Below are 23,887 nucleotides of genomic sequence, written 5' to 3'. Positions count from 1 at the left end.
AACGAGGCGACTCACCTGGCCGTCGCTCGATCAGCGCAAGGGACAACGCGCGAGGGTGCGCGTGGAGACCGTGCCGGCGCGTCGCCCCGGGGCTGCTCCGGCCTGCCGGCGGGCGTAGCATGGCGCCGCATGATCCGCCGAGCCCTCTCCTGTGCTGCCGCCGCCGCGCTCCTGGCGATCGCCCCTGCCGCGTTCGCCGATCGGGTGGCGCTCCTGCCCGCGCGGGGGGGCACCGACGAGGCCGCCCGGAGCGCCGCCCAGGCCGACGTCGCGCGCGGGCTCGCCGCCCTCGGCCACACCACGGCGCCGGAGGACGCGGTCGCGGCCGCGCTCAAGGACGTCGCCGATGGCGTCGCCGACAGCGCGGACGAGTACCGCGCGGTGGGCGCGCGGACGGGCGCGGACTGGGTCCTGACCGGCACCGTCGATCCTGCGGTCACGACCACCCGGATCGAGCTCACCGCGTACCTCGCCTCGACGGGCCGAGTCGAGTCGGTCGCCAGGGAGGTCGACCGGGATCAAACGGTCCGGCAGACGCAGGAGATGCTGGCCGTCCTGCTCCGCCCGGAGGGCGTCGGCGTCGGCGAGCTCCCCTGGGAGCGCGCCGCGCGCTCCGCTCCGGCGAGCGCGCCCCCGCCTCCGTCCGCGGGAGGGGCGATCGTGCTGCCCCCGGTGCCCGCGCCGCCGCCCGCGCCGCCCGCGAAGGAGGTGCTGATGGCGTATCCCCTCGGGCCGGAGCGCGTGTGGCCCGCGTACACGGGCGGGCGCCGGGTCGCCCTGTCCGCGTCGCTCGGGCTGGCCGTCGCGGCGGCGCGCCTCCCGGGCGCGAGCGGCAGCGCGGCCTCGCTGGTCGGGGAGGCGCGCGTGGCCTATGCGCCCGGCGACCGCGGGCTCGAGCTGTTCGCCGGCGGCGGCGGCAACCTGGCCGGCCCGTTCGCCGGCTGGATCGAGGGCGGCGCGCGCCTGATGCTGACGCCCAGCCTGACGCCGCACGACGGGGCGTGGCGCGCGTTCCCGCTCCACCTCGGCCCGTCGCTCCGCGCGGGCGCGTTCTTCAGGTCCGGCGCCGGCGCCGTGGGCCCCGACCTCACGACGTACAGCGGCGATCTCCAGGTCCACCCGGTGCTCGGGGCGTCGCTCGACGTCGCGCTCGCCCTGAGCCCCTCGGTGCAGCTCGAGGCCCAGCTCGGCAACCTCCGGTGGGTTCCCACGGGGGGCGGCTCCCTGTTGCTGGTCGGCGCGACGCTCGGCGCCGGGGCCCGGTTCTGACGCATGCGCATCGAGCTGCCGAGCCGCCGCAGCACCATCCGCCTGGCGCGAGCGCTCGCCGGGCGCCTCGCGGGCGGCGATCTGGTCGTCCTCGCCGGCGATCTCGGCGCCGGGAAGACGTTCTTCGCCCGCGCCCTCTGCCGGGCGCTCGGCGTCCCGCCGGAGCTCCCGATCACCAGCCCGACGTTCACGCTGGTCCACGAGCACGAGGGCCGGGTCCCCATCGCGCACGCCGACGCCTACCGCCTCGGGGGCGCGTCCTCCGCGGAGGGCGCGCGCGACGACGCCGCCGCGGAGCTCGCCCAGCTCGGGCTGCGCGAGCGCCGCGCGGAGGGCGCGCTCGTCGTGGTGGAGTGGGGCGAGCCGTTCGTGGAGGCGCTCGGGGGCGACGCGCTCCTGATCCACCTCGCCGCCCCCGAGGACGCGGCCGCGTCCGGCCGCGCCGCCGAGATCCGGGCGACCGGCGCGCGGAGCGGCGAGGTGCTCGCCGCGCTGGAGGACGAGCTGCAGCGCGGCTCCGTCGGATCGCGGGGAGCCGGGCCGGGCGCTGCGTGAAGCGCGTCGAGCGGCCCAAGCCTGGCGAGGGCGAGCGGGGGACCGCTGCGCCTTCGGGCGGGCTCGACCAGCGGCTCGATCCACGCACCGGCGCGAAGCGCGGGCGAGCGGGCGCGCGGGGTCGTCGCGAGCCCGGCCCCGTGCGCGGCGGCGTTGCATGGTACAAGAGCGCACCGTGAAGGAAGGCGCTGAGACCAGCCGCGGCGAGCTGCTCAACAGGGCGCTGGAGCCGGTCCTCGCGTTCCTCGACAACATCGGCAACATCGTCACGCTCACCTTCCAGACGATCGTCTGGCTCGTGCGCCCGCCGTTCCGTCCCGCCCAGTTCCTCGCCGCGATGGACTTCATGGGCGCGCAGTCGGTCTTCATCGTCGGCCTGACCGGCGTCTTCAGCGGCATGGTCGTGACGCTGCAGACGTCCTACGCGCTGCGCGCGTTCAGCGCCGAGGGCCGCGTCGGCGGCCTCGTCGCGGTCTCGCTGGCCCGCGAGCTCGCGCCGGTCTTCTCCGCGATCATGGTCACCGCCCGCGCCGGCAGCGCGATGGCCGCGGAGCTCGGCAACATGCGCGTCACCGAGCAGATCGACGCGATCGCGACGATGGGCGTGAGCCCCGTGCAGTACCTGCTCTCGCCCCGCCTCTTCGCCGCGACGGTGATGCTGCCGCTGCTCTGCATCCTCTACACGAGCGTCGGCATGTGCGGCTCGTACCTCGTCGCCGTGCTCTGGCTCGGCGGCGACGCGGGCGCGTTCTTCCAGAGCATCCGCGACTTCGCCCTCCCCAAGGACATCTCCATGGGGCTCATCAAGGCGTGCGTCTTCGGCTTCATCGTCTCGTCGGTCTCGTGCCGCCACGGCTTCTACGCCTCGGGCGGCGCGCGCGGCGTCGGCGTCGCGACCACGCGCGCGGTCGTCGAGAGCTGCGTCACCGTGCTCGTCACGAACTACATCCTGACGCAGCTCCTGCTCGACATGTGAGCCGCAGCGGCGTCCTCCCGGCGCTGCCTGGGTCGCAAACGCTTGCCGCGACGCTGCGGCGCGGCGGCGAGGATGTTACGGTAGGCGGCGTGTCGCTCGAGCGCGCCTCCGAAGTCGAAAAGTTCGATCACTACGCCCCCACCTACCGCGAGGCGCACCAGCAGAGCGTGCGCCTGAGCGGGGAAGGGCCCGAGTACTTCGCCGAGCACAAGCTCGGGTGCCTGGCGCGGGCCGGCGTGTCCAGCGCGCACAGCGTGCTCGACTACGGCTGCGGCACCGGCAGCCTCACGCGCTTGCTCTGCGGTCGCTTCGCCTTCGTCGGCGCCTTCGATCCGTCGGCGGAGAGCGCCAAGCTTGCGCGCGAGCAGGCTCCGAGCGCGACCGTGTACGGCGAGGAGGCCGCCATCCCGAGCGAGCGGTTCGACGCGGCCGTGCTGTCGGGCGTGTTGCACCACGTTCCGCCGCCCGAGCGCTCCAGGCTGGTGCAGACGGTGGCGGCCAAGCTCAAGCCGGGTGGGCGCCTGTTCGTCTTCGAGCACAACCCGTACAACCCGCTCACGCGGCGAGCGGTGCGGCTGTGTCCGTTCGACGACGACGCCATCCTGCTTCCGCCGCGCGAGGTGCGCGCGCTGCTCGCTGGCGCGCTCGCCTCGGTGCGGCAGGACTACGTGCTGTTCTTCCCGCGACCGCTCGCCCCCTTGCGTCCGCTCGAGCCCTGGCTCGCGTGGTTCCCGCTCGGCGCGCAGACCATGACGGTCGGCGTGCGCGCCGGCGCTTGAGGCGCCCTCGCCGAGGCCCTGCCGCCCGTCCTCGCCGCTGCTCGGGGGACACGACGCGCCCGGTATCCGCTCTGGATCACGTCGACTGAACGCTGGTCTGCGAGCTCAACCCGCCACCAGCACCCACACGTCCTCGGCCGGCACCTCGATCAGGCGCGTCGGCCACGGCTCTTCACTCGGCGCGTCGAGCGGGTGAATCGTCCACACCTGCATCTCGAACGCGCGCATTCGCACGCGCCGCGCCGGCCCGTGCAGGGGGAGCGTCACCTCCTCTGCTCCGGCCGCCATCGCCGCGGCCGCGTCGAGCCCGGCGCGCGCGATCTCGTCCTCCACCATCTCCCCGCAATCCCACCCCGCCGCGCATCGCCGCCCGAAGAGCAGCCCTGGCTCGCTCACCGCCCCTCCGGTCAGCGCGCGGAGCGCCCGATCGGCCCAGCGCGTCTGGCAGAGGTCGAAGAAGCGGACGCGACCCATCCAGCCGGGCGGCTCCCCCGCGGCCTCCACGGCGCGACACTCCGTATCATGGCGGGATACCCATGCCTGGAATGGCGCGGCCCCACCGATCCGGTGCGCCCAGAGCGTGTCCGAGTGCCGCGTATACCCCGCGACCCAGAACGGCGCCCCGCGGGCCTCGAGCATGCGGCGCTGGGCCGCGTCGAGCGCTTGCAGCCGCGCGCGTCTCAACAGGGTGAGGGCGTCGAGCTCTCGGGGGTCGCTCAGCGGCGGGACGTCGAGCTCCGCCATCTCGCGATCGAGCGCCTCGATCTCCGCGAGGCGCTCCTCCGGCAGCAGGATCCCGGCCTCCGCCCGCAGCTGGGGCGCGAGGGCGCGCGCGTCGACGAGCGATATGTCGGACTTCCAGTCGTCGAGCTGCTGGAACTCCGGAAAGCCCGCGTCGGGCCCGAGCGCCACGTGGAGCGCGCCTCCGAACGAGAGGTTCGCCCGAGCGCGGACGCCGATGACCCCGGGGACGGCGAGGCGATCCACGACGAGCCGGATGGGGCGATCGTGCACGCGGGGATCCATCGGAGACGTCTCGACACGCTACGCGGGCCCAGCGCGGGCTCCAAGCGCCCGCCTTTCAGGAGCAGGACGCGCCGGGCACGTATCCGAGCTCGCCTTCCGCCGGGTCGGGTTGCACCTTCCGGTGAAGCCTCCGGGCGTCTAGCTTCGTGTGATGAGCACCTCGTCCCTCTCCAACCGCCACTACATCCTGAAGGCCCGCCCCGAGGGCCCGCCGGACCGCAGCCATTTCGAGCTCCGCGAGGCGCCGGTCCGTGAGCCTGGCGATGGCGAAGTCCTCGTCCGCACGCGCTACCTGTCCGTCGATCCGACGAACCGGATCTGGATGAGCGACATGAAGCAATACATGCCGCCCGTGAACCAGGGCGAGGTGATGCGCGCGCTCGGCGTCGGCGTCGTCGAGCGCTCCCGTCACCCCGACTATGGCGCGGGAGACCTCGTCTCCGGCCTCCTGGCAGGACTACAACGTCGCGGCGCCCGGCGACCTCGCCCTCACGCGCTTGCCCGCGCTGGACGTCCCGCTCGGCGCCTTCCTCAGCCCACTTCACGTGACCGGCGGCTTCACCGCCTACGTCGGCCTCTTCGATATCGCGCAGCCGAAGCCGGGCGAGACCATCGTCGTGTCCGCCGCCGCCGGCTCCGTGGGCTCCCTGGTCGGCCAGATGGGCAAGATCGCGGGCTGTCGCGTGGTGGGCATCGCGGGCAGCGACGCCGGGTGCCGCCATGTGACCGAGGAGCTCGGCTTCGACGCCTGCATCAATTACCGCACCGAGGACGTCGCGGCGGCGCTCGACCGCGCCTGTCCGAAGGGTGTCGATATCAATTTCGAGAACGCAGGCGGCGACATCCTCGACACCGTGCTCGACAAGATGAACCTCTTTGGCAGGGTCACGATCTGCGGGCTCATCTCGACGTACAACGACAAGGAGCCCCGCCCGGGCCCCGTGCGCTTCCCGCTCATCCTGATGCAACGGCTCCGGGTGCAGGGCTTCGTCGTCACCGATCATCAAGCGCGCTTCCCCGAGGCCTTCGAGAAGATCTACGCCTGGATCAAGGAGGGCAGGATCACCTGGCGCGAGCGCGTGGTGGAAGGCCTCGAGAACGCCCCGGATGCGCTCGGGATGCTCTTCCAGCCGAACAAGATCGGAAAGCTGCTGATCAAGGTCTCCGAGTAGTCTCAGCCAGGCCGGCGGACGCCCATGTCGACGAGGCGGGGCAGGACCTCATCCCTGAAGTACGGGAGCTCGGCAGCGTAGTCGATGAAGCAGAGGGCCAGGCCGCGGACCCCGATGTCGCGGATGCGCCGGAGCTCCTCGGCGACGTCGATCGGTGTGCCGACGATCGGGTAATGCCCGTGGCTCGCGGCGAACCGGCTCCGGAACATGGCGAGGAACTCCGGAGAGAACGAGCGGCAGTCGAGCCCCAGCAGCCGTAGTATGTTGTCGATGGCGGGCTCGTCGGCCATGTCACGCGAGATACGCTCGTAGTACTCCTCAGCTTCCTTCCGGCTCGGACGGCAGACGATGCACGCCGCTGTGTACACGTCCACGCGGCGACCCGCGCGCTGGGCGGCCTCCATGACCTTCCCTATCTCGTCGCGGCACGCCTCGAGGGAGACAAGGATCGTGAACAGCTGATCGCAGTGGTTGACCGCGAACGTCCGGCCGGCGGCCGACGCGCCCGCGCTCATCAGGGTGATCTTACCGCTTTGCGGTTTCGGGGCCCCAGTCGCCCCGCGCAGGTTGAAGAACCTGCCCTCGTGATGAAATGGCTTGTCCCTGGTCCACAGCTTGAGCATCACGTCGAGCCATTCCCTCGTGTACTCGTAGCGCTGATCGTGCTCGCGTTGCTCGATCCCGAACATCTCGGCCTCGTCGCTGCTCCATCCGCTGACGATGTTGATGCCGACGCGCCCCGGGCCGATGTGATCCAGCGACGCCATGTGCTTGGCCGCGACGATGGGGTGCGTGAAGGGCACATGGATGGTGGTGAAGAGCGTGATCCTCTTCGTCACCGCGAGGAGCCCGGCCGCCCAGGCGATGGGATCGAGGGTGACGCCCAGGGGGTCCGACTCGCCGCCGTACCCTTTCCAGCGCGCGAACGGGATGTGGAAATCGAGGCCTGCCGCCTCGGCCGCGAGCACGAGGTCGCGGTTGTTCTCCCACGTCGGGCGCCAGCGCTCTGGCGCCTTGGACAGCGCGGTGCTCGTCCCGTTGGCGCCGAACATCCCGAGCTCGAGGTGATGGGCCCTACCCGCAACACCGGTGATCTGCGTCATGTCTACCCCCGTCGTCTTTGCATCGATTCATAGACACCCGCGCGGAATCGCGCTCGCGCGGCGGCTCCTGGCGCAGGAGCCGTGGACGAGCATTTCACCCCGAGCGGGCGGTGAAGCACCAGCGCCAAGTTCCTGATGGGGATAGGCGCCGTAGCTGCGATTTGCGCGTTGATGGCCGGGACACCAATTCACACCTCCGGCGACGAGCTCCGTCCCTGCGGGCCGTTCAGCTCACCGAGATCTCAAGCTCACCGGGAAACTACCGCAGCAGCCCCGGCGGCTCCGGCTCCCGCAGCGCGATCAGCGCCGGCGAGAACTGCACCGGGTACCTCGCCGGCGCGCGCAGGTGCGCCACCGCGTCCGGCAGCAGCTGGCGCGCCGCCAGGGAGCGCTCGCGCCCGGCGCTCGCCGGCTCGGGCGACTCGAGCGCGCGCCCGCCACGCATCGCCGCGCGCGCGAGCGGGGCGAGCCTCGCGACCCCGAGCGCGCGCGGCGCCAGCATCCGCTCGTGCGCGAGGTGGATCACGTCGAAGGCCACGCGCCCCGCCTCGTCGTAGTAGCGCGCCACGATCTTCCGCCCCGCGATCACGTCGCCGCGATCGCTCGTGCCCTGCCGGAGCGCCCACGCGCCCGCCTCCTCGAGCGCCACGAGCTCGCAGCGCGCCGCCGGCAGCCCCTCGGCGGCCTCCACCAGCCCCGACGCGACCCAGCCGCCCGCGCTCGCGCCCACGCGCCTCGCCTCGAGGAGCAGCGCCTCCTCGTCGTCGCCCCCGAGATCGACCATCCGATCGGCGTACCAGGGCCAGCTGCCCTCGAGCGGGGACGGCGGCGGCGCGAGCTCGCCGAGGTCGATCCCCGCCTCGCAGCGGAACGGGATGCCGAGCGCCGTGGCCGCGAGCGCGCTCGTCGTCGCCACAGCGCCGCCCACGTGCGCGGCGCGGGCGAGCGCGAGCGCCTCGTCGGCGAACGGCACGCTCGCCGACGACCCGTCCACGATGTCGCCGCCGCCCGCCGCGATGTGGAGCCGCGCGGCCCGCGTCGCAGCGGCCGTGCCGCGGCGGAGCGCCGGAGCGAGCAGCGCGCCCACGAGCAGCGCCTCGATGAACGGCCCCTCCACCGAGGCGACCGGCGTCCCCGGGAAGGCGATCGTCCCGTCCGGCATCGCGTCGATGTCGACCGAGAGCGGCGCGCCGGCGAGCCGCTCCTCGAGCGCGTCGCTCAGGCCGCACGCCGCGCGCGCCGCGGAGACCGCCGCCGCGTCGAAGCGCGCTCCGTCCACCGCGAGCGCCTCGAGCGCCGCCTCGACCCCCGCGACCACGAGAAAACCCGTGTTGGGCGGCATCGCCGTGAAGGCGATCTCGAAGCTCGCGCGCCGATCGGCGACCCCCGCGTGGACGAGGCGATCGGCGTCGAGCAGCGCGCGTCCGTCGCGGAGCAGGGGGCTCGCTCGCAGCAGGGCCGCCGGCATCCGCCCTGCTCAGAGCCGCTCGGCCAGCATCCGCGTGCCGGCGACCGTCGAGGCCTCGTCGAAGAGGAACGGCAGCATCACGGTGGGCAGGTCGAGATCGCGGCGCAGGCGGGCCAGGCTCTCGCGCTGCACCGACTCGCGGATCGCCCGCCGCGCGCCGGCCACGAAGGCGCTCTCGACGGTGTCCGCGGCGCGCGCCGGCGCCTGGATGTCGAGCCGCCCCGGGTCGACCAGGAGCGCCCGCTGCTCCTCGGGCGAGAACAGCGTCGGCAGCACGCCGTTGATGATCACCCGGTGGACGGGCAGGCCAAGGTCGCCCCGGACCTCCGCCACGAGCTCGACGGTCTCGGTCGCCGGCATCTCCTCCGGGAGCGTCACGACGACGACCCCGCTCCGCGCGGGATCCCTGAACATCACCCACGCCGCCTCGGCGTCCCGGCGCAGGATGCCCGGCGGCGCCACATCGAGGATCACCTTCGGCACCCGCAGCATGTCCACCCCGTGCCCCGTCGCGGGCGCGTCGAGCAGGACCACGTCGAAGCGGTTCGAGCCGTCCGGGAGCAGCTCCGTCGTGTGGAACCACGCCTTGCCGAGCATCGCCCACTCGAACAGCCCGGGCACCGCGCGGAAGAAGGTGCGCGTGTACTTGTTGTCGAAGACGAGATCGGCCGCGGCGCGCATCTTCAGGACCATCTCGCCGTACTCCCGGAGGGCCCTGTCCGGCGCGATGTTCACCGCCGACACGCGCTCGGCGACCTGGATGACCTCCGGGCCGATCGGCTTTGAGCCGAGGATGGCGGAGAGCCGCTCCTTCGTGTGGCACATCGCGACGAGGACGCGCTTGCCGCGGGCGGCGAAGGCGAGGGCGAGGGCGCCGGAGATGGTCGTCTTCCCGACCCCTCCCTTGCCGGTCACGAACAGGAAGCGCCGGCGCTCGAGCTCCGGCAGGTCCTGGTCGAGCCCGCCCGCTTGTGAGGCTTGATGGGCGCTGGTCATTCCGCGATAGCGGAGTTAGGCGCAAGCTCAGGCGAAGGCAACCCGGATCAAGGAAACGGGCTCTGCTATGCCTCGCGTATGCGCATCACCGAGCGACACCTTGAACCGCTGAACCGACGCTTCCAGGGCGCGTCACCCGTCGAGCTCCTCCGCTTCGTCCGCGAGTCCTTCGGCCCGCGCGTGGCCATCATGAGCAGCATGCAGCGCGCCGGGACCGCGCTGTGCCACATGGCCGACCGCGCCGGTCTCTCGTTCGATGTGATCTTCGTCGACACCGGCGTGCTCCACGCCGAGACGCTGGCCACGCGCGACGAGCTCGCGCGGACCCACCCGAACCTGCGCGTCGTCACGCTCTCGCCCGAGCGCAGCTTCACGCAGCAGACGCGCGAGGAAGGGCTGCTCTACCTCTCGAAGGAGGGCCAGGAGCGCTGCTGCGACCTCCGCAAATCGGCCCCGCTGAGCGCCATCCGGGGCCGCTACGACGCGCTCGTCGCGGCGCTGCGGCGGGGCGAGGGCGGCGCCCGCGCCAAGGTCGCGCCGTTCGGCCTCGACCCCGCGAACAACACGCTCCGCGTTCACCCCTTCGCGTCGCTGACCGGCGAGGAGCTCGACGCGTACTTCGCCGCGCACAAGGACGCGCTCGAGAACCCGCTGCACGGGATGGGCTTCCGCACCATCGGCTGCTTCCCCTGCACGACGCCGGTGCTGCCCGACGAGCCCGAGCGCGCCGGGCGCTGGCGCCACCTGGCGAGCGTCGAGTACTGCGGGATCAACCCGGTGGACCGGGGAGACACCGACGGCGGCGTCGACCTCGACGACGGGTACGAGCGCCTGTTCGCGGCGTGACGGCTCGACGACCTGCACGAGCACGCCGACGCGGCGTGGCACCTCGACGCGGCGCGACGATCGCCTGCGAATACCGGTTCGCGGCAGCTCGATCTTGACTCAAACGGCATGCAGGGAGATTTGCCCCGCATGCCGGCGAGCTACTTCGACGTAGACGGCACCCTGGTCACGACCAACCTCGTGCACCCGACGGTGTTCTACATGCTGAACCAGCCGACGCCGATGCACAGCCTGGCGAAGCTCGGCCGCGCCATCGTGAAGGCGCCGTGGATGGCGATGGCGGAGCTCCAGGATCGGCGCCTCTTCAACGAGCTGCTCTTCAGCTCGTTCGAGGGCGTCTCCGAGGATCGCCTCGTGGCGCTCGCCGAGGAGGCGTTCGCGAAGGTGCTCAAGCCGGCGATCTACGCGAAGGCGCGGGACCTCGTGAAGTGCAGCCTCGACAAGGGGCACGACGTCGTCCTCGTCTCCGGCGCGCTGGATTTCCTGATGCAGCTGCTCGCCGATCACCTCGGCGCGACGGGCATCATCGCGAACCGCCTCGAGGTGAAGGATCGGTTCGCCACGGGCAAGCTCCTGCGCCCGGTGGTGGCGGGGCCCGAGAAGGCGCGGCTCATCCGCGAGCACGCCCACGCGCACGGGCACGACCTCGACGAGTGCTTCGCCTACTCGGACAGCTACTCGGACGTCCCGATGCTCTCGGTCGTCGGCTACCCGGCGGCGGTGAACCCGGACCGCAAGCTCAAGATGCTCGCGCAGGCGTACCACTGGCCGATCCTCCACCTCGCCGCATGACCTCGGCCTCCCCCGGACGGCGGCGGGAGGCCACCACCCAGCCCAACACGTCGCACCCCCTGCTCTGAAGGTCCCATGAGCCATCCTTGCGTCGTCACGCTAGACAGCCGCAGCGCCCCCCGGGTGCTCTTCTCAGGCGACCAGCTGGTCGAGGTCGACCTGCCCACCGGCACCCGGGTGCTCTACGCGAAGCCGCCCATCGAGCCGCTGAAGGACGTCGACGCCGCGATCCGCTACGCGATCAACCACCCGTACAACTCGGAGCCGCTCTACGCGAAGCTCCGCCCGGGGATGAAGGTCACGATCGCGGTGGACGACATCTCGCTGCCGCTGCCCCAGATGAAGCGCCCCGACATCCGCGAGCGGGTGCTCACGATCGTGCTCGACCTGCTCGCCGACTACGGCGTCGACGACGTGGAGATCATCATCGCCACGAGCGTCCACCGGCGGATGAAGGACTGGGAGGTCCGCCACATCGTCGGCGACCGGATCTTCAACGCCTACTGGCCGAAGCGGCTCTACAACCACGACGCCGAGAACGCCGCCAACATGAAGTACGTCGGCACGACCGACGTCGGCGAGGAGGTCGAGCTCAACAAGCGCGCGGTCGACAGCGACCTCGTGATCTACGTGAACCTCAACCTCGTGCCGATGGACGGCGGGCACAAGTCGGTCGCCGTCGGCCTGTGCGGGTACCGGAGCCTGCGCGCGCACCACAACCCGCGGGTGATGCGCGACTGCTACTCGTACATGGATCCGAAGAGCTCCGCGCTGCACACGAGCGTCGAGCGCATGGGCCGGCTGGCCAACAAGAAGCTCAACGTCTTCACGATCGAGACGACGATCAACAACCGCATGTTCGATCGCCCGCTCGAGTTCCTCGCGAAGAACGAGGACGACCTGAGCGCCGGCGAGAAGAGCGCGCTGCGCGCCCTCCGCTTCACGCTCTCCAAGGTGCCGCAGCCCGCGCGCCAGGCGATCTTCCAGCGCGTCCCCTCGCCGTTCGGGGTGACCGGGGTGTTCGCCGGCGAGACGGAGGCCGTCCACGAGCACACGCTGAAGCGCAGCTTCGACCAGTACCTCGTCCCGGTCACGGGCCAGGCCGACATCCTGATCACGGGCATCCCGTACATCAGCCCGTACAACGTGAACTCGTTCCTGAACCCGCTGCTCGTGCAGGTGATGGCGAACGGCTACCTGTTCAACCTCTACCGCGGCGCGCCGATGCTCAAGAAGGGGGGGACGATGATCATCCTCCACCCCTGCACCGACCTGTTCGACAACGAGCACCACGCCCCGTACATCGAGTTCGTGCACCGGCTCCTGCCGGAGACGCGGGACGCGATGGAGCTGCACAAGCGGTACGAGAAGAAGTTCTCCGAGAACCCCGCGTACATCGAGATGTACCGCTTCGGGCACGCGTACCACCCGACCCACCCGTTCTTCATGTGGTACTGGGGCGAGGCGGGGCGGCAGCACATCGGCCGGATGATCGTGGTCGGCGCCGACAACGAGTACATCCCGCAGCTGCTCGGCTGGGAGACGGCGCGCACGATGGACGAGGCGCTCCGGATGGCGAAGCAGTCGGCCCCGCCCGCGCCGGAGATCCTGGCCCTGCACACCCCGCCGATCTTCATGGCCGACGTGACGGCCTAGCGCGCCAGCGGGAAGAGCCCCCGTGCGGCGAAGGAGAAGGTCATCGACGAGCGGCCGGCGCGCTGGGCCCCCTAGAGCGCGGCCTTTATAAGGGCTGCTTCCTCAGCGACCGCTTGAGCTCTGCGAGCACGCGCTCGCGGACGAGCGGCAGCGGCGGCGAGCCGTGCGAGAGGAGCACGTCGTGGAAGCGGCGCAGCGAGAACGCCGGGCCCAGGGCCGCCTTCGCCTCCTCGCGGAGCTTCAGGATCTGGAGCTTGCCGAGCGTGTAGGCGAAGTAGCCGGGGTCGAACGTCGCGCGCACCGCCTGCTCCCGCGCCGTCGCGCGGTCCTGGAAGCAGTCGTCGACGAAGCGGCGCTCGGCCTCGTCGAGGCCCATGCCCTCGGCGTGCACCCCGAGCGACACGACCACCCGGCAGTTGCGCAGCAGCGCGTCCGCGAGCTGGCCGAGGCGATTCTGCGGGTCCTCCTTGCCGAACCCTTGCTCGATCATCATCTGCTCGACGTAGTGGGCCCAGCCCTCCACGAACGAGTAGCTCCCGAACATCTTCTGCGCGTCCGTCGGCGCCTGGTTCCCCCACAGGCCCTGGACGAAGTGCCCCGGGTAGACCTCGTGCACGGTCGTCGAGAGCAGCGTGCCCCGCAGCATCACGTACTCCTCCTGCTCCTTCCGGGACCAGGAGGGGTCCGGCTTCGTGATGTAATAGAACGCCTCGAGCCCCTTCCGATCGAACGGCCCCGGCGCGTCGAGGAAGGCGGCGTTCCAGCGCATGTAGGGCGGCGTCTCCTTCACGATCGCCCGCTCGTCGGACGGGAGGCTCACGATCTCCTTGTCGACGAGGAACTTGCGCGCCGACTCCATCATCCGCGTCGCCTCGGCGAGGAGCTGCTCCGCCTTCGGCCGGGAGGTCTTCACCTTCCTGGCGAGCTCCTGGTACGCCGCCTTGTTCGCCGCGAGGTCGTCCTCGCCCATCTTCTTGAACTCGGCGAGCGGCATCGAGAGCCCCTCCTGCGCGAGGAGGAGCTTCCGGTACCGCGCCTCCCCGAGCACGTGGCTCGCGTCGCCCTTCGGCAGCTCGACCTTCGCGAGGTGCTCGGCGAGCTTCTCCGCCGCGGCGGCGAGCGCGGCGTTCGTCTTCTCGAAATCGGCCTGGAACGCGGGGTCGCCCACGCCCTTGAGCAGCTTGACGACGTCGCCGCGCAGGTACTCGGCGTAGCCGCGGAAGATCTTCACGGCGACCTCGATCACCGGCTTCGGCATCGGGCTCGCGAGGTTCTCCAGGATGCGCGGCGCCTGGGCCAGCGCCGCCTTCTCGTGCTCGAGGAGGCGCCGCGCGCGCTCGGGCAGCGGCGCGTACGCGCGATCGAGGTAGTGGTTCACGCCGAACAGGTCCCCGTAGAACTGCGGCCGCCGGCGCCACTCCTCGAGGTCCCTCCCGCTCCAGATCTTGAGGTCGATCTGCTGGAGGAGCAGCGCGCGGTCGAGCGCCTCGTCCGAGGAGAGCGCCGCGGCGTCGACGGCGGCGAGCGCCGCGCGGTCGCGCTCGAGGCGCGCGAGCCGCCGCTCTATCGCCGCGGCGGCGTAGTCGGCGACCTTGCCGTCTTGCTCGTGCAGCCCGCGCGAGCGCGCGAAGGCCGGCTCGTCCGCGACCCACTCGCGCAGGATCCGATCGCGCAGCGCGGTGAACGGCTCGCGCGGCGCCTCCGCCGGCCGCGCGGGCTCGGCGCTCGCCACAGCCTGAGGGGGCGCCGCGGCTGGAGGGGGCGCCGCGCCGAGAGACGGAGGCGGCGGCGAGGCGCTCCCGCTGCAGGCGGCGAGCGCCGCGAGCGGGGCGAGCACCGCGAGCCGGCGCCAGCGCGAGCGGACAGGTGTGGGTGCAGCCATGACGGGCCGAGCCTGTCAAACCGGCCCGCGCAGGTCAACGCCGCAGGTCAGTCGCGGAGCGCGCGATCGATGATCGTGTCCACGTGCGAGAGCGCGTGGTCGAGGTCGAAGCAGCGCGCGATTTCGTCCGGGGCGAGCAGCGCCGCGACGTCGGCGTCGGCGGCGAGGTTGTCGCGGAAGCGACCCTCGCCCGCGATCGCGCGCATCGCGCAGCGCTGCACCAGCTCGTAGGCCGCCTGCCGCGGCCTGCCCTTCTGGACGAGCGCCAGGAGCACCGCCTCGCTGAAGAAGAGCTCGCCCGTGCTGTCGAGGTTCGCGCGCAGCTTCTCGGGGTAGACGACGAGCCCCTCCACGAGCCCGGCGGCGCGGTCGAGCATGAACCCGAGCGTCGAGGTCGCGTCGGGCGCGATCATCCGCTCGACCGACGAGTGCGAGATGTCGCGCTCGTGCCACAGCGGCACGTTCTCGAGCGCCGGGATCACGGCCGCGCGCACGATGCGCGCGAGGCCGCACAGGTTCTCGCTGAGGATGGGGTTGCGCTTGTGGGGCATCGCGCTCGATCCCTTCTGGCCCACGGTGAAGCGCTCCTCCGCCTCGCGGACCTCGGTGCGCTGCCAGTGCCGCACGTTGGTCGCGAGCCGCTCGATGCCCGCCGCGATGAGCGAGAGCGCCGTGAAGAGCTCGGCGTGGCGGTCGCGCGCGACGACCTGCGTCGAGACCGTCTCGGGGCGCAGGCCCAGGGCGGCGAGCGCGCGCTCCTCGATGCGCGGCGACAGGTGCGCGTACGTCCCGACGGCGCCGGCGATCTTCCCCACCGCGATCGCCTGGCGCGCCGCGAGCAGGCGCGCCCTGCCGCGCTTCATCTCCGCGAGGTGGCCGGCGAGCGCCAGGCCGAACGTGATCGGCTCGGCGGCGATGCCGTGGCTCCTGCCGATCATCGGGGTGCGCCGGTGCTCGTCCGCGCGCCGCGCGAGCGCGCCGCAGAGCTTGTCGAGCCGCGCCGAGAGCAGGTCGGCCGCGCGGACGAGCAGCACAGCGAGGCTCGTATCGAGCACGTCGCTCGAGGTCATCCCCCGGTGCAGCCACCGCGCGCCCTCGCCCGCGAGCTCCTCGACGTGCGTCAGGAAGGCGATGACGTCGTGCTTGACCGTGCGCTCGATCGCCTCGATCCGCGCGGGATCGAGCGAGAGCTGCTTCGCCCGGATCCCCTTCGCGATGCCGGCGGGCACGAGCCCTTCGGCCTCCATCGCCTCGCAGGCGGCGAGCTCCACCTCGAGCCAGGTCGAGAATCGGGTGGCGGGCGACCAGAGCTCTTCGAATTCAGCGGGAGTGTAGCGGGGGATCATGGGCGGGACGCTGCGAAGGTCTGGAGGGTGCGTCAAGGATGGAGTGGCCCAGGGAGGCCCGGGCGCGCGGGAGCCGGCTCGCGCTGCTCGCCTGCGCGCGTCATGCCACGCCGCGCCGCGCGCGACCCGCGCCGTCGGGCGGGGCGCTTGCGGACGTGCGGCGCGCGGCAAACGTTGGCGCGATGCCAACCGAAGCACCGGCGCCTGCGCGCGCCGATCAGGGCAGGTCGTTCGCCCGCACGCCGCACGCGGCGGGCGACGCGCCGCCAGAGACGCTGCCCGCAGGGGCGAGCGAGCCGAACGCCATCAGCCAGGCGCCGCTCCCCCCGCGGGCCGAGCCTGGACGCCGCGAGCCGGCGGGGCGCGCTGGCGGCGCGGCCGCCGCTGCGGGCGCGCCGGCTGTCGTGAACGAGCCGGCGCCCGTGAGCGAGCCGGCCCGCGCGAGCGTGCGCGGGGGTCGCCGGGTGAAGTCGTACATCGTGGTGGTCGCGATGGACCTGTCCGAGCCGGGCGGGCGGGCGTGGCGCTTCGCCTTCGATCTGGCGGCGCTCCGCGGCGAGACGGAGATCCACGCCGTGGTCATCGGCCCGCGGCAGGTCGCCCCTGCAGTGCGCGACGTGACGACGCCGGGCGCGTCGTCGCCGCCGTCGCTCCGCGTGCTCCAGCACCGGTTCGCGGACGGCCAGGCCCGGCTGATGGCGATGCACTTCCGCACGGGCCGGCCGGACCGGGCCATCGTCTCGCTCGCCCGGGAGCTCAGCGCCGATCTCATCGTCGTGGCCACGCACCCGCAGTCGCCTCTGCAGCGGCTCTTCGGCGGCTCGACGGCCGATCGGATCGCGCGGAACGCGCCGTGCCCGGTCGTCGTCGTGCGCCCCAAGGAGGACGACGACGCCGACGCGGCCAACTACGACCCCAGGCTGCGCTGACGCGGAGGCGCGCGGCGGACCACCGAGCGCTCGATCTGCGCGCTCGGTGTCGCTCGCGCGCGGGCTACCGCGCGCTCGACGATGACTGCGCGTCGGCCTGCGCCGCCGGGTCGAGCTTGTCGGGCGCGCTGACGCCCTCGGCCTTGCCCCCTTCCCGCGTGTCTGCGTAGCCCCACGCGACGCCGGCCGCATCGACGAGGAGGTTGTTCGCGTCGCCGATCGGCATCGGGTCCATCACGAGGACGTGCCCTCGCCGCGCGAGGTCGTCGAGGGCGGCCTGCGGCGGAGGCGTCAGCCGCTCGACGCGCACGCGATCCGGCATCCACTGGTGGTGGACGCGCGCGTGGCGGACCGCCTCGTCGATGGTCATCCCGTGATCGACCAGGTTGCGGAGGACCTGCGCGACGGTGTTCGGGATCGTGTCGCCGCCGGGAGATCCGAGGACGAGCGCGACCTTGTCGTCGCGGCTCACGAGGGTGGGCGTCATCGAGCTCGCCATGCGTTTGCCCGGCGCCACCGCGTTGATCCCCGTCTCGGAGAACGCGCCCATCGCGTTGGCGAGCAGGATGCCCGTGCCGGGGATCACGATCCTCGCGCCGAAGCTCGCCGACAGGGTGGTCGTGCACGACACCGCATTTCCCTGCGCGTCGATCACCGAGAAGTGCGTCGTCTGCGGGGACTCCTGCGCGACGGCGCCCAGCGGCGTCGCGATGTCGCCCGCCGGCGTGGCCCGCTCCGGGTCGACGGGCGGGCTGCGGCGCATCAGGTAGGCCCCGTCGAGGAGCTGCGTGAGCAGCTGCGCCGTCTCGGGCGCGACGAAATCGGGGTCGGCGCTCACCTTGCGCCGATCGGCGTACGCCCGCTTCGCCGCCTCGACGAACAGGTGCAGCGACAGCCCCGAGTCGACGGGCGCCTCGTGCGCCTTGAGCCGCTCGAGCGTGAGCATCATCTCCGCGAGCGCGACGCCGCCCATCGAGGGGGGCGGCATCGTGTCGACGGTGAAGCCGCGGTACGAGAACCGGAGGGGCGCGCGCCACTTCGCCTGGTAGGCGCGCAGGTCGCTCTCGCTGATGTGGCCGCCGTGCTCGCGCATCGCGCCGGCGATCTTCCGGGCGATGGCGCCCTCGTAGAACGCGCGCGGCCCCTCCGTGGCGAGCGTCTCCAGGGTGCGGGCGAGATCGAGCTGCCGCACCAGCTCGCCCTGGGCGACCGGCGCCTTGCCCCGCCCCCAGATGGCGCTCGCGGCCCGATCGGCCTTCAGCCGCGGCCACGCCCAGCGCAGCGTCAGCGCCTGCCGCGCGCCGAGGCGGTGCCCCTTGCGCGCGAGGGAGATCGCCGGGGCCAGGAGCTCGGCGAATGGGCGGGTGCCGAACCGCTCGTGGGCCAGGGCGAGGCCGGCGACCGAGCCCGGGACGCCGGCGGACGCATAGCCGTGCGCGCCTGCGCGCACCATCGCCATGTTCGACTCGGTGGTCACCGACGCGGGCGCGGCCTCGCGAAAGTCGATCGCCTGCGTCTCACCGTTCGCGAGGCGGACCAGCATGAAGCCGCCGCCGCCGATGTTGCCCGCGCTCGGGTGGGTCACCGCCAGCGCGAACGCCACGGCGACCGCGGCGTCGACCGCGTTGCCGCCGCGCCGCAGCACGTCCGCGCCCGCGCGCGTCGCGTGCTCCTCGACCGAGGTCACGAGCCCGGCGTCGCCGCGCACCGCCCGCGGGCCGCCCGAGGCGAGCGCGATCGGCGGCATCGGCGGCGTTGGCTCCGGCGCCGCGGCGTCGGCCGTGGGCGCCGCCGCAGCGCTCATGGCCGGCGGCGCGGCGCTCGCGCTGGCGACGGCCGGCGCGCCCGAGGTCGCGGGCGCCGCCGGGTGCGGCGCGGGCGGCGTGCGGGCCTCGCAGCCTGCGAGCAGCGCGAGGGCGAGCGCCCAGCGCGGCTTCGAACGACGGAGCAGGGTCATCAGGGTGCGCGCGAATCTACTACGGTGCCGGAGAGAGCCGGGCCGGGCCGCGCGGGGCGACCCGGCCTTGGGGATTCGTTCAGGACGCGAGGGTGCGCAGCCGGCGCGCGCCGGCTCCAACTCCGGCGCGCGCCGTCAGGAAGGCCGGGCCTCGCTCAGGACCGCTTGCGGCGGCGCGCGGCGGCCACACCCACGCCGGCGACGAGCGCCGCGAGACCCGTGCCCGCGAACGGCGCGGAGGAGGACCCCGGCGCGGCGGCGCAGGAGACGCTGGCCTCGGCCTCGGCGTGGGCGTTCACCTCGATCTCGAGCGTGCTCAGGTAATCCAGGCAATCCTGGAGGCTCCCGACGACGTCGACATACTGACCGTTGCAGAACAGGGCGCCTTCCGGCTCCGAGCACTTCGCCTCACACCCGCCCTGGAGATCGACCGTGCATTCCGCATTGCAGTCGATGTCGCAGTCGAAATTCGCCTCGGCCTTGCACTCGCCCTCGCAGCTCGCGTCGCATTTTGCCTGGCAATCCGCGCTCGGCGGCGTCACCTCGCAGCTCGCGCTGCACTCGCCGTCGCAGCTCGCCTTGCAGGCCCCCTCGCACTCCGCCTGCGAGCCGCTGGAGTTGGCGCTCGCCGAACACTTGCCGCTGCAGTCCGCCTTGCAGCTCGCCGAGCAGCTCGCCCTGCAGTCGAAGCTCCCGGGATCGACATCGCACTTGGCAGAGCAATCCGCGGAGCAGTCGACGTTGCAGTCGGCGCTCGCGCTGGCGTTGCACTCGCCCTCGCACCTCCCGGCGCATGCCGCCGTGAGGTTGACCGGCGTGCAGCTCACCTCGCAGCCGCCCGAGGTGCGAAATTCGCAGTTTGCGCTCGCTGCGAGCTGGATATTTCCACAAGCCTCCGGGCCGGGCGCCGCCGACGCCGACGAGGCGATGGCCAGAGGGATCGCAAAAGTAAACGCACTCACAAAAAGCTGAGCAATGGTCCGTCGCATGCCAATTCTCCTGGGTTCAGAGCGCGGGATCCGCGTGTGGTCTCCGCAGGTGTTGCAATCGGACGACCAGCGCCACCCTTTGAAGCATTTCCCAAGAAAAAAGTCTCGCTGGTCGTGACCGCTCGCCGACAGCGTATCTCCGCGTTCACGGTCCCATGATCCACCTTGCCACACGAAGGGCATGTCCGGGCAGGTGAGGACACCTGCGACGTGGTGATCAGCGGCTCACAGTGTCGGCGATTTGCCCTGTTCCATAACGCGCCACCACGCCCTTGCGGGCTCTGCCGGGAGTCGGCTGGCTAAGGAAGTCCCCGCCGACCGCCCAGAAGGCCCCTTCCCCGTCGGCCCAGACGGCGTGGAGATCGGCGTAGGGCTCCTCGGTGAACTCATCGATCCAGGTCCCGTCGACGAGGCGCTGCTTGAGTCCTCCATAACCGACGATCGCGACCTCCCCCGGGCGGCCGCAGGCGACGCCGTTCACGTCGTTGGTGAGCTCTATGTCGAGCCGGCGCCACGACGCGCCGTCCGAGCGGAGCACGTCTCTCCCGCCGACCGCGTATACCTCTTCACGGCTGCAGCCGGCGGCCGTGAACAGGGTCCCCTGCGCGATCGGCGGATCGGATTGCAATTCCCAGGTCGAGCCCGAGCGGTGCCAGATCACGCCGAACTCGCCGACGGCATAGAGATCGTCGGAAGATTCTCCCCATACCTTGTAGAGCGCCCGGCCGGTCGCCACCGGCAGCGGCTCTCGCGACCATGCGCTGCCGTCCCAGCGGAGGACGATGTCTTTCTCCGCATCCGCGCCGCTGCCAGGCATGCCGCCGACGGCCCAGGCATCGTCGGGAGAGAACGCGATCACCCCCCACAGCGTCGCCTCCGTCCCCGTCTCGTGCTCGGTGAACGTCGCGCCGTCCCACCGCGTGGCGCGGCCGCGCTCGCCGACCATCCAGACGTCCTGCGGACCGGAGCCGGCCACCCACCAGAAGGTCGCATCCCCGCCCGCCGGGAGCTCGCGCCACCTCGCCCCGTCGTAGTGCAGCGCGAGCGCACTGAGCCCCGTGTTGCCGAGCGGTCCCCCGACGGCGAACACGTCGTCGGGCGCCGTCCCCCAGATCGAAAGGACCGCGCGGTCGAGATCGTCTTCGTCGAGCAGCACGCGCCACGCCGGCGGCTCCTGCTCAGGCGGCCTCGCAGGATCGCCGGGGCAGCCGGCGAGGGCGACCGCGCCGAGCGCCGTCATAGCCATGGAGTGAAAGCAGGTGCGCATGGGAGTGAAGACCAGCCTGGAGAGGTCCTGCCGGCGCGCCGCCGATGTCGGCCCACGCGCCTCTACCTGGCGCGCCGCGATGGAGGGCTCAGTTGCAGAACACGTCAGTCTGCTTCGGATAGTAATAGACGAAGATGTTGCAGTGCTCGTTCTTCTCGACGATCGGCCCGAACGTGTAGCAGCAATCGAGCGACTCTTGGGCGGTCCCGTTCTTGGTCACGTCGTAGTCGTCGAGGCCCTTGCACCCCACGGACGGGTCCGGCTGCTGCCACTCGTAGGTGCATCCGTACCAGACGCCGCCGTTCGTCGGGAGCTCCCTGTCGAGCTCCGGCGAGATGAGCATCGGCGGGTCGTCCCACGCGTTCGATGTGTAGAAGCGATCCGAGTCCGGAGGTGTGCCGATGGTCTTGCCGTCCCATGCATACATGTCGAACCGCGTGCCTCGGCTGTGGAAATGGCCGTTGGCGCCGATGATCTTCACGGGAGAGGGGCTGTTGATCTGGCACGAGCCCTCGAACGTGGGCGTCGGGTTCGACTGGCAGACACGGATGGACTGCTTGGTAGCGAAGACGGTGCCCATCTCGGCCTTGACCTCGGCGGCGGGCAGCGCCCAGAAGTTCACCCGGACGCGGCCGACGGCCTCGGGGGTCTTCTGCGACGTCGCATTCACGTAATGCGTCTGCAGCATCAGCCACTCGTCGGGCGCAAGGACGTTCGCGACGCCCTCGGGGAACTCCCAGTCGACCTGGCCGTTCTGCTGGGAGTTCGCGATGAGCGGCCAGTCGGCCCAGTTGGGGCTCTTGAAGCACTCCCCCACCCCGTTCTGGTTCTTCTGGACGTGCCCGCCCTCCGGCCCCAGCCCCTTCACGGTCTTCACGCGGAAGATGTTCATGTGGTGCGAGCCGTCGCGCTGCGCGATCTGCACGCGGTGGAGGTTCACGGGCGCGGTCGGGTCCAGCCCGTTCGACGCGGCGAGCTCGCTGACCTTGAAGAAGTAGCAGTCCTGCTGCTCGACCCCCGCCGGCACCTCGGTCTCCTCGGTCTGCATCTGAAAGCCCTGGCCGACCGGCGGCACATCGAGCAGCGACTCGTCGACCGGCACGGGCTTCACGCCCTCGCCCCCGTCAACGCAGGCCACGGCCCCCAGCACGACGGGAAGCAAACCAAGCGTCAGGCATCGAACAGCCATGAGTCCCTCCAGGCCATCGCGTAGCGATGAAGAGAGATATACACGGCTGCACAATTTCAGGGCGTTCGTGCCACGGGGCGGGCATGGTTCCGTCGGGCACCGGGGTGTCGTGGCCGAGCGCTGGCCGGTGCTGCTAGGATGTGGGAGAGGTTCAACCATGGCGGCGCCCAAGAAATGCGGTCCACACACCGAGCTCGCCTCGAACGAGGCGACGCGCATTACCCGGTGCGGGTGTGGCACCGTTCACGTGACACTCATCGGCCCTGGCGTGACGTTTCGCATGCCAGCGGACGCGTTCCGGGGCGTCGCCTCCGGGCTCAAGGCAGCGGCCGAGCGGCTTGACGACGACCCCCGTTTCGGCACGACCTCCATCAATTAGCTTGCGCGCCCGCAGCGGAGCGGCCTACCAGTGGCTTCGCCGCTGAGATCTCTCTCCTCGGATGGCCGCTGGTCGAAAGAGGGCGCCTCTCGTGTACGACGACGACGCGGAGCACTGGGTCGGCAAGACGTTCGCCGGGACGTGGTGGATCGAGCGCGTGCTCGGCACCGGCGGCATGGGGAGCGTGCTGCTCGGGCGGGCGGCGGACGGCTCTCAGGTCGCGCTCAAGGTGCTGCACCCGGAGCTCAACGCGATCACGGAGGTGCGGAAGCGCTTCCTGCGCGAGGGGTTCATCGGCAACACGCTCGGCGGGGCGGACGCGGTGCCCGGCGTTGTGCGCGTGCTCGGCTCCGGCGAGACGCAGGAGGGCCTCGCCTACCTGACGATGGAGGTGCTCCAGGGCGAGACGCTCTTCGATCGGATGGCGCGCACCGGGACGATGCCGGCCGGCGAGGTGCTCGCGCTCGCGGACCAGGTGCTCGAGACGCTGGGGATCGCGCACGCGCGCGGCGTCGTGCACCGCGATCTCAAGCCCGAGAACATCCACCTCGGCAACGACGGGCGCGTGCGCATGCTCGACTTCGGCATCGCGCGCGTCGTCGACGGGCTCACCGGCCTGCCCGAGAAGACAGCGACCAAGACGGGCATGATCATGGGCACGGCGACGTACATGGCGCCGGAGCAAGCGACGGGGCTCATCCACGACATCGACGGGCGCACTGACCTCTTCGGGCTCGGAGCGACGATGTTCCGGCTGCTCTCGGGCCGACAGGTGCACGGCGAGGTGACGGAGGCCATGGAGGTCATCGCCGCCGCGACCGAGGCCGCGCCGCCGCTCGCCTCGATCGCGCCCGGGATCTCGCCCGCCGTCGCGGCCGTGGTTGATCGCTCGCTGGCGTTCATCAAGTTCCATCGCTACCCGAACGCCGAGACCATGCGTGCGGACGTCCGCGCTGTACGCGCGGGCGCTCTGCCCCCTTACGCGCAGGCCGTCATCGAGGGGCGGATCCGCGCCGGCCAGCCGATATCTCAGCCGGCGCCTCCGCTGCATGCCGGCGGCTCACCGAGCGCGCGCCCGCAGCCGACCGTGGTGGAGCCGGCCGCAGCCCCTGGCCATTCGCACTCGATGAGCCGACCGGAGCGAACGCTCGACGACAACCCGTCAGCACCCTCCCGCGCTGGCGCGTCGCTCTCGCAGCTGTCGACGGGCAAGCTGCTCCTGCTCGTCGGCGGCGCCTCGCTCGTCACGGGCGTCATCGTGGCGATGATCGTCGTCCTGCTGGTGTTCAGCCGCTGACGGGCCGCGAGCGC

General features: G+C 71.8%; 20 protein-coding genes and 1 pseudogene. 11 read left to right on the top strand and 10 right to left on the bottom strand.

The window, feature by feature from the left end; translation table 11 throughout:
- Nucleotides 1-129: 129 nt before the first annotated feature.
- The 4 genes from WME79_RS45165 (at nucleotide 130) to WME79_RS45150 (ending at nucleotide 3,579) form a co-directional block, all read left to right on the top strand.
- The gene (locus WME79_RS45165) at nucleotides 130-1,269 is read left to right on the top strand and encodes a hypothetical protein (protein ID WP_437528375.1); all 1,140 of its coding nucleotides are present in this window, start codon (nucleotides 130-132) and stop codon (nucleotides 1,267-1,269) included.
- Nucleotides 1,270-1,272: 3 nt separating this feature from the next.
- A complete protein-coding gene (tsaE, locus tag WME79_RS45160; protein ID WP_437528374.1) occupies nucleotides 1,273-1,824 on the top strand; it encodes a tRNA (adenosine(37)-N6)-threonylcarbamoyltransferase complex ATPase subunit type 1 TsaE in 552 nt (183 codons plus the stop codon).
- Between the two features lie 175 nt (nucleotides 1,825-1,999).
- Entirely contained in the window at nucleotides 2,000-2,800 is an 801-nt protein-coding gene (locus WME79_RS45155) for an MlaE family ABC transporter permease (protein WP_437528373.1), read from the top strand.
- Between the two features lie 89 nt (nucleotides 2,801-2,889).
- The gene (locus tag WME79_RS45150) at nucleotides 2,890-3,579 is read left to right on the top strand and encodes a class I SAM-dependent methyltransferase (RefSeq protein ID WP_437528372.1); all 690 of its coding nucleotides are present in this window, start codon (nucleotides 2,890-2,892) and stop codon (nucleotides 3,577-3,579) included.
- Nucleotides 3,580-3,684: 105 nt separating this feature from the next.
- Here WME79_RS45150 and WME79_RS45145 read toward each other — a convergent pair whose 3' ends face one another.
- A complete protein-coding gene (locus WME79_RS45145; protein ID WP_437528371.1) occupies nucleotides 3,685-4,593 on the bottom strand; it encodes a hypothetical protein in 909 nt (302 codons plus the stop codon).
- A gap of 163 nt (nucleotides 4,594-4,756) precedes the next feature.
- Between WME79_RS45145 and WME79_RS45140 the strand changes: the two are divergent.
- Nucleotides 4,757-5,777: pseudogene (locus WME79_RS45140) on the top strand (NADP-dependent oxidoreductase).
- A gap of 2 nt (nucleotides 5,778-5,779) precedes the next feature.
- Here the strand turns inward: WME79_RS45140 and WME79_RS45135 are convergent.
- From WME79_RS45135 to WME79_RS45125, 3 genes are all read right to left on the bottom strand, one after another.
- Complete coding sequence (locus tag WME79_RS45135) at nucleotides 5,780-6,880, bottom strand: LLM class flavin-dependent oxidoreductase (protein ID WP_437528370.1); 1,101 nt, start codon at nucleotides 6,878-6,880, stop codon at nucleotides 5,780-5,782.
- Nucleotides 6,881-7,139: 259 nt separating this feature from the next.
- Nucleotides 7,140-8,348: a hypothetical protein gene (locus WME79_RS45130; protein ID WP_437528369.1), complete on the bottom strand. Its 1,209-nt coding sequence runs from the start codon at nucleotides 8,346-8,348 to the stop codon at nucleotides 7,140-7,142.
- Nucleotides 8,349-8,357: 9 nt separating this feature from the next.
- The gene (locus tag WME79_RS45125) at nucleotides 8,358-9,344 is read right to left on the bottom strand and encodes an ArsA family ATPase (protein ID WP_437528368.1); all 987 of its coding nucleotides are present in this window, start codon (nucleotides 9,342-9,344) and stop codon (nucleotides 8,358-8,360) included.
- A gap of 78 nt (nucleotides 9,345-9,422) precedes the next feature.
- Between WME79_RS45125 and WME79_RS45120 the strand changes: the two genes are divergently transcribed.
- From WME79_RS45120 to WME79_RS45110, 3 genes are all read left to right on the top strand, one after another.
- The gene (locus WME79_RS45120) at nucleotides 9,423-10,190 is read left to right on the top strand and encodes a phosphoadenylyl-sulfate reductase (RefSeq protein ID WP_437528367.1); all 768 of its coding nucleotides are present in this window, start codon (nucleotides 9,423-9,425) and stop codon (nucleotides 10,188-10,190) included.
- A 129-nt stretch (nucleotides 10,191-10,319) separates the two neighbouring features.
- Nucleotides 10,320-10,982 carry an HAD family hydrolase gene (locus WME79_RS45115; RefSeq protein WP_012240903.1) on the top strand — a complete coding sequence of 221 codons (663 nt, stop codon included), beginning with the start codon at nucleotides 10,320-10,322 and terminating at the stop codon, nucleotides 10,980-10,982.
- 75 nt (nucleotides 10,983-11,057) lie between these two features.
- Entirely contained in the window at nucleotides 11,058-12,638 is a 1,581-nt protein-coding gene (locus WME79_RS45110; RefSeq protein WP_437528366.1) for a lactate racemase domain-containing protein, read from the top strand.
- Between the two features lie 85 nt (nucleotides 12,639-12,723).
- Here the strand turns inward: WME79_RS45110 and WME79_RS45105 are convergent, their stop codons facing one another.
- Both WME79_RS45105 and purB read right to left on the bottom strand, forming a co-directional pair.
- Entirely contained in the window at nucleotides 12,724-14,520 is a 1,797-nt protein-coding gene (locus WME79_RS45105) for a DUF885 domain-containing protein (RefSeq protein WP_437528364.1), read from the bottom strand.
- Between the two features lie 47 nt (nucleotides 14,521-14,567).
- Nucleotides 14,568-15,866, bottom strand: coding sequence for an adenylosuccinate lyase (purB, locus tag WME79_RS45100; RefSeq protein ID WP_437528362.1), 1,299 nt, complete (start codon nucleotides 15,864-15,866; stop codon nucleotides 14,568-14,570).
- 182 nt (nucleotides 15,867-16,048) lie between these two features.
- Between purB and WME79_RS45095 the strand changes: the two genes are divergently transcribed.
- The gene (locus WME79_RS45095) at nucleotides 16,049-16,795 is read left to right on the top strand and encodes a universal stress protein (protein ID WP_437528360.1); all 747 of its coding nucleotides are present in this window, start codon (nucleotides 16,049-16,051) and stop codon (nucleotides 16,793-16,795) included.
- Nucleotides 16,796-16,859: 64 nt separating this feature from the next.
- Here the strand turns inward: WME79_RS45095 and ggt are convergent, their stop codons facing one another.
- The 4 genes from ggt to WME79_RS45075 form a co-directional block, all read right to left on the bottom strand.
- The gene (ggt, locus tag WME79_RS45090; protein ID WP_437528358.1) at nucleotides 16,860-18,752 is read right to left on the bottom strand and encodes a gamma-glutamyltransferase; all 1,893 of its coding nucleotides are present in this window, start codon (nucleotides 18,750-18,752) and stop codon (nucleotides 16,860-16,862) included.
- 155 nt (nucleotides 18,753-18,907) lie between these two features.
- Complete coding sequence (locus tag WME79_RS45085) at nucleotides 18,908-19,579, bottom strand: hypothetical protein (RefSeq protein ID WP_437528356.1); 672 nt, start codon at nucleotides 19,577-19,579, stop codon at nucleotides 18,908-18,910.
- 379 nt (nucleotides 19,580-19,958) lie between these two features.
- Nucleotides 19,959-20,987 carry a WD40/YVTN/BNR-like repeat-containing protein gene (locus WME79_RS45080; protein ID WP_437528354.1) on the bottom strand — a complete coding sequence of 343 codons (1,029 nt, stop codon included), beginning with the start codon at nucleotides 20,985-20,987 and terminating at the stop codon, nucleotides 19,959-19,961.
- A 109-nt stretch (nucleotides 20,988-21,096) separates the two neighbouring features.
- Nucleotides 21,097-22,197, bottom strand: a complete 1,101-nt coding sequence (locus tag WME79_RS45075; RefSeq protein ID WP_437528352.1) for a hypothetical protein — start codon at nucleotides 22,195-22,197, stop codon at nucleotides 21,097-21,099.
- A gap of 157 nt (nucleotides 22,198-22,354) precedes the next feature.
- On the opposite strand from WME79_RS45075, the gene WME79_RS45070 reads away from it, so the two are divergent.
- Complete coding sequence (locus WME79_RS45070; RefSeq protein ID WP_437296083.1) at nucleotides 22,355-22,576, top strand: hypothetical protein; 222 nt, start codon at nucleotides 22,355-22,357, stop codon at nucleotides 22,574-22,576.
- A gap of 91 nt (nucleotides 22,577-22,667) precedes the next feature.
- Nucleotides 22,668-23,873: a protein kinase domain-containing protein gene (locus WME79_RS45065; protein ID WP_437528350.1), complete on the top strand. Its 1,206-nt coding sequence runs from the start codon at nucleotides 22,668-22,670 to the stop codon at nucleotides 23,871-23,873.
- The last annotated feature ends 14 nt before the right edge of the window (nucleotides 23,874-23,887 follow it).

The organism is Sorangium sp. So ce726 (genome assembly GCF_051521405.1).
GTDB lineage: Bacteria > Myxococcota_A > Polyangia > Polyangiales > Polyangiaceae > Sorangium.
Note: the sequence above shows the minus strand (reverse complement) of the source record. Positions and strands in the feature narration are given on the sequence as shown.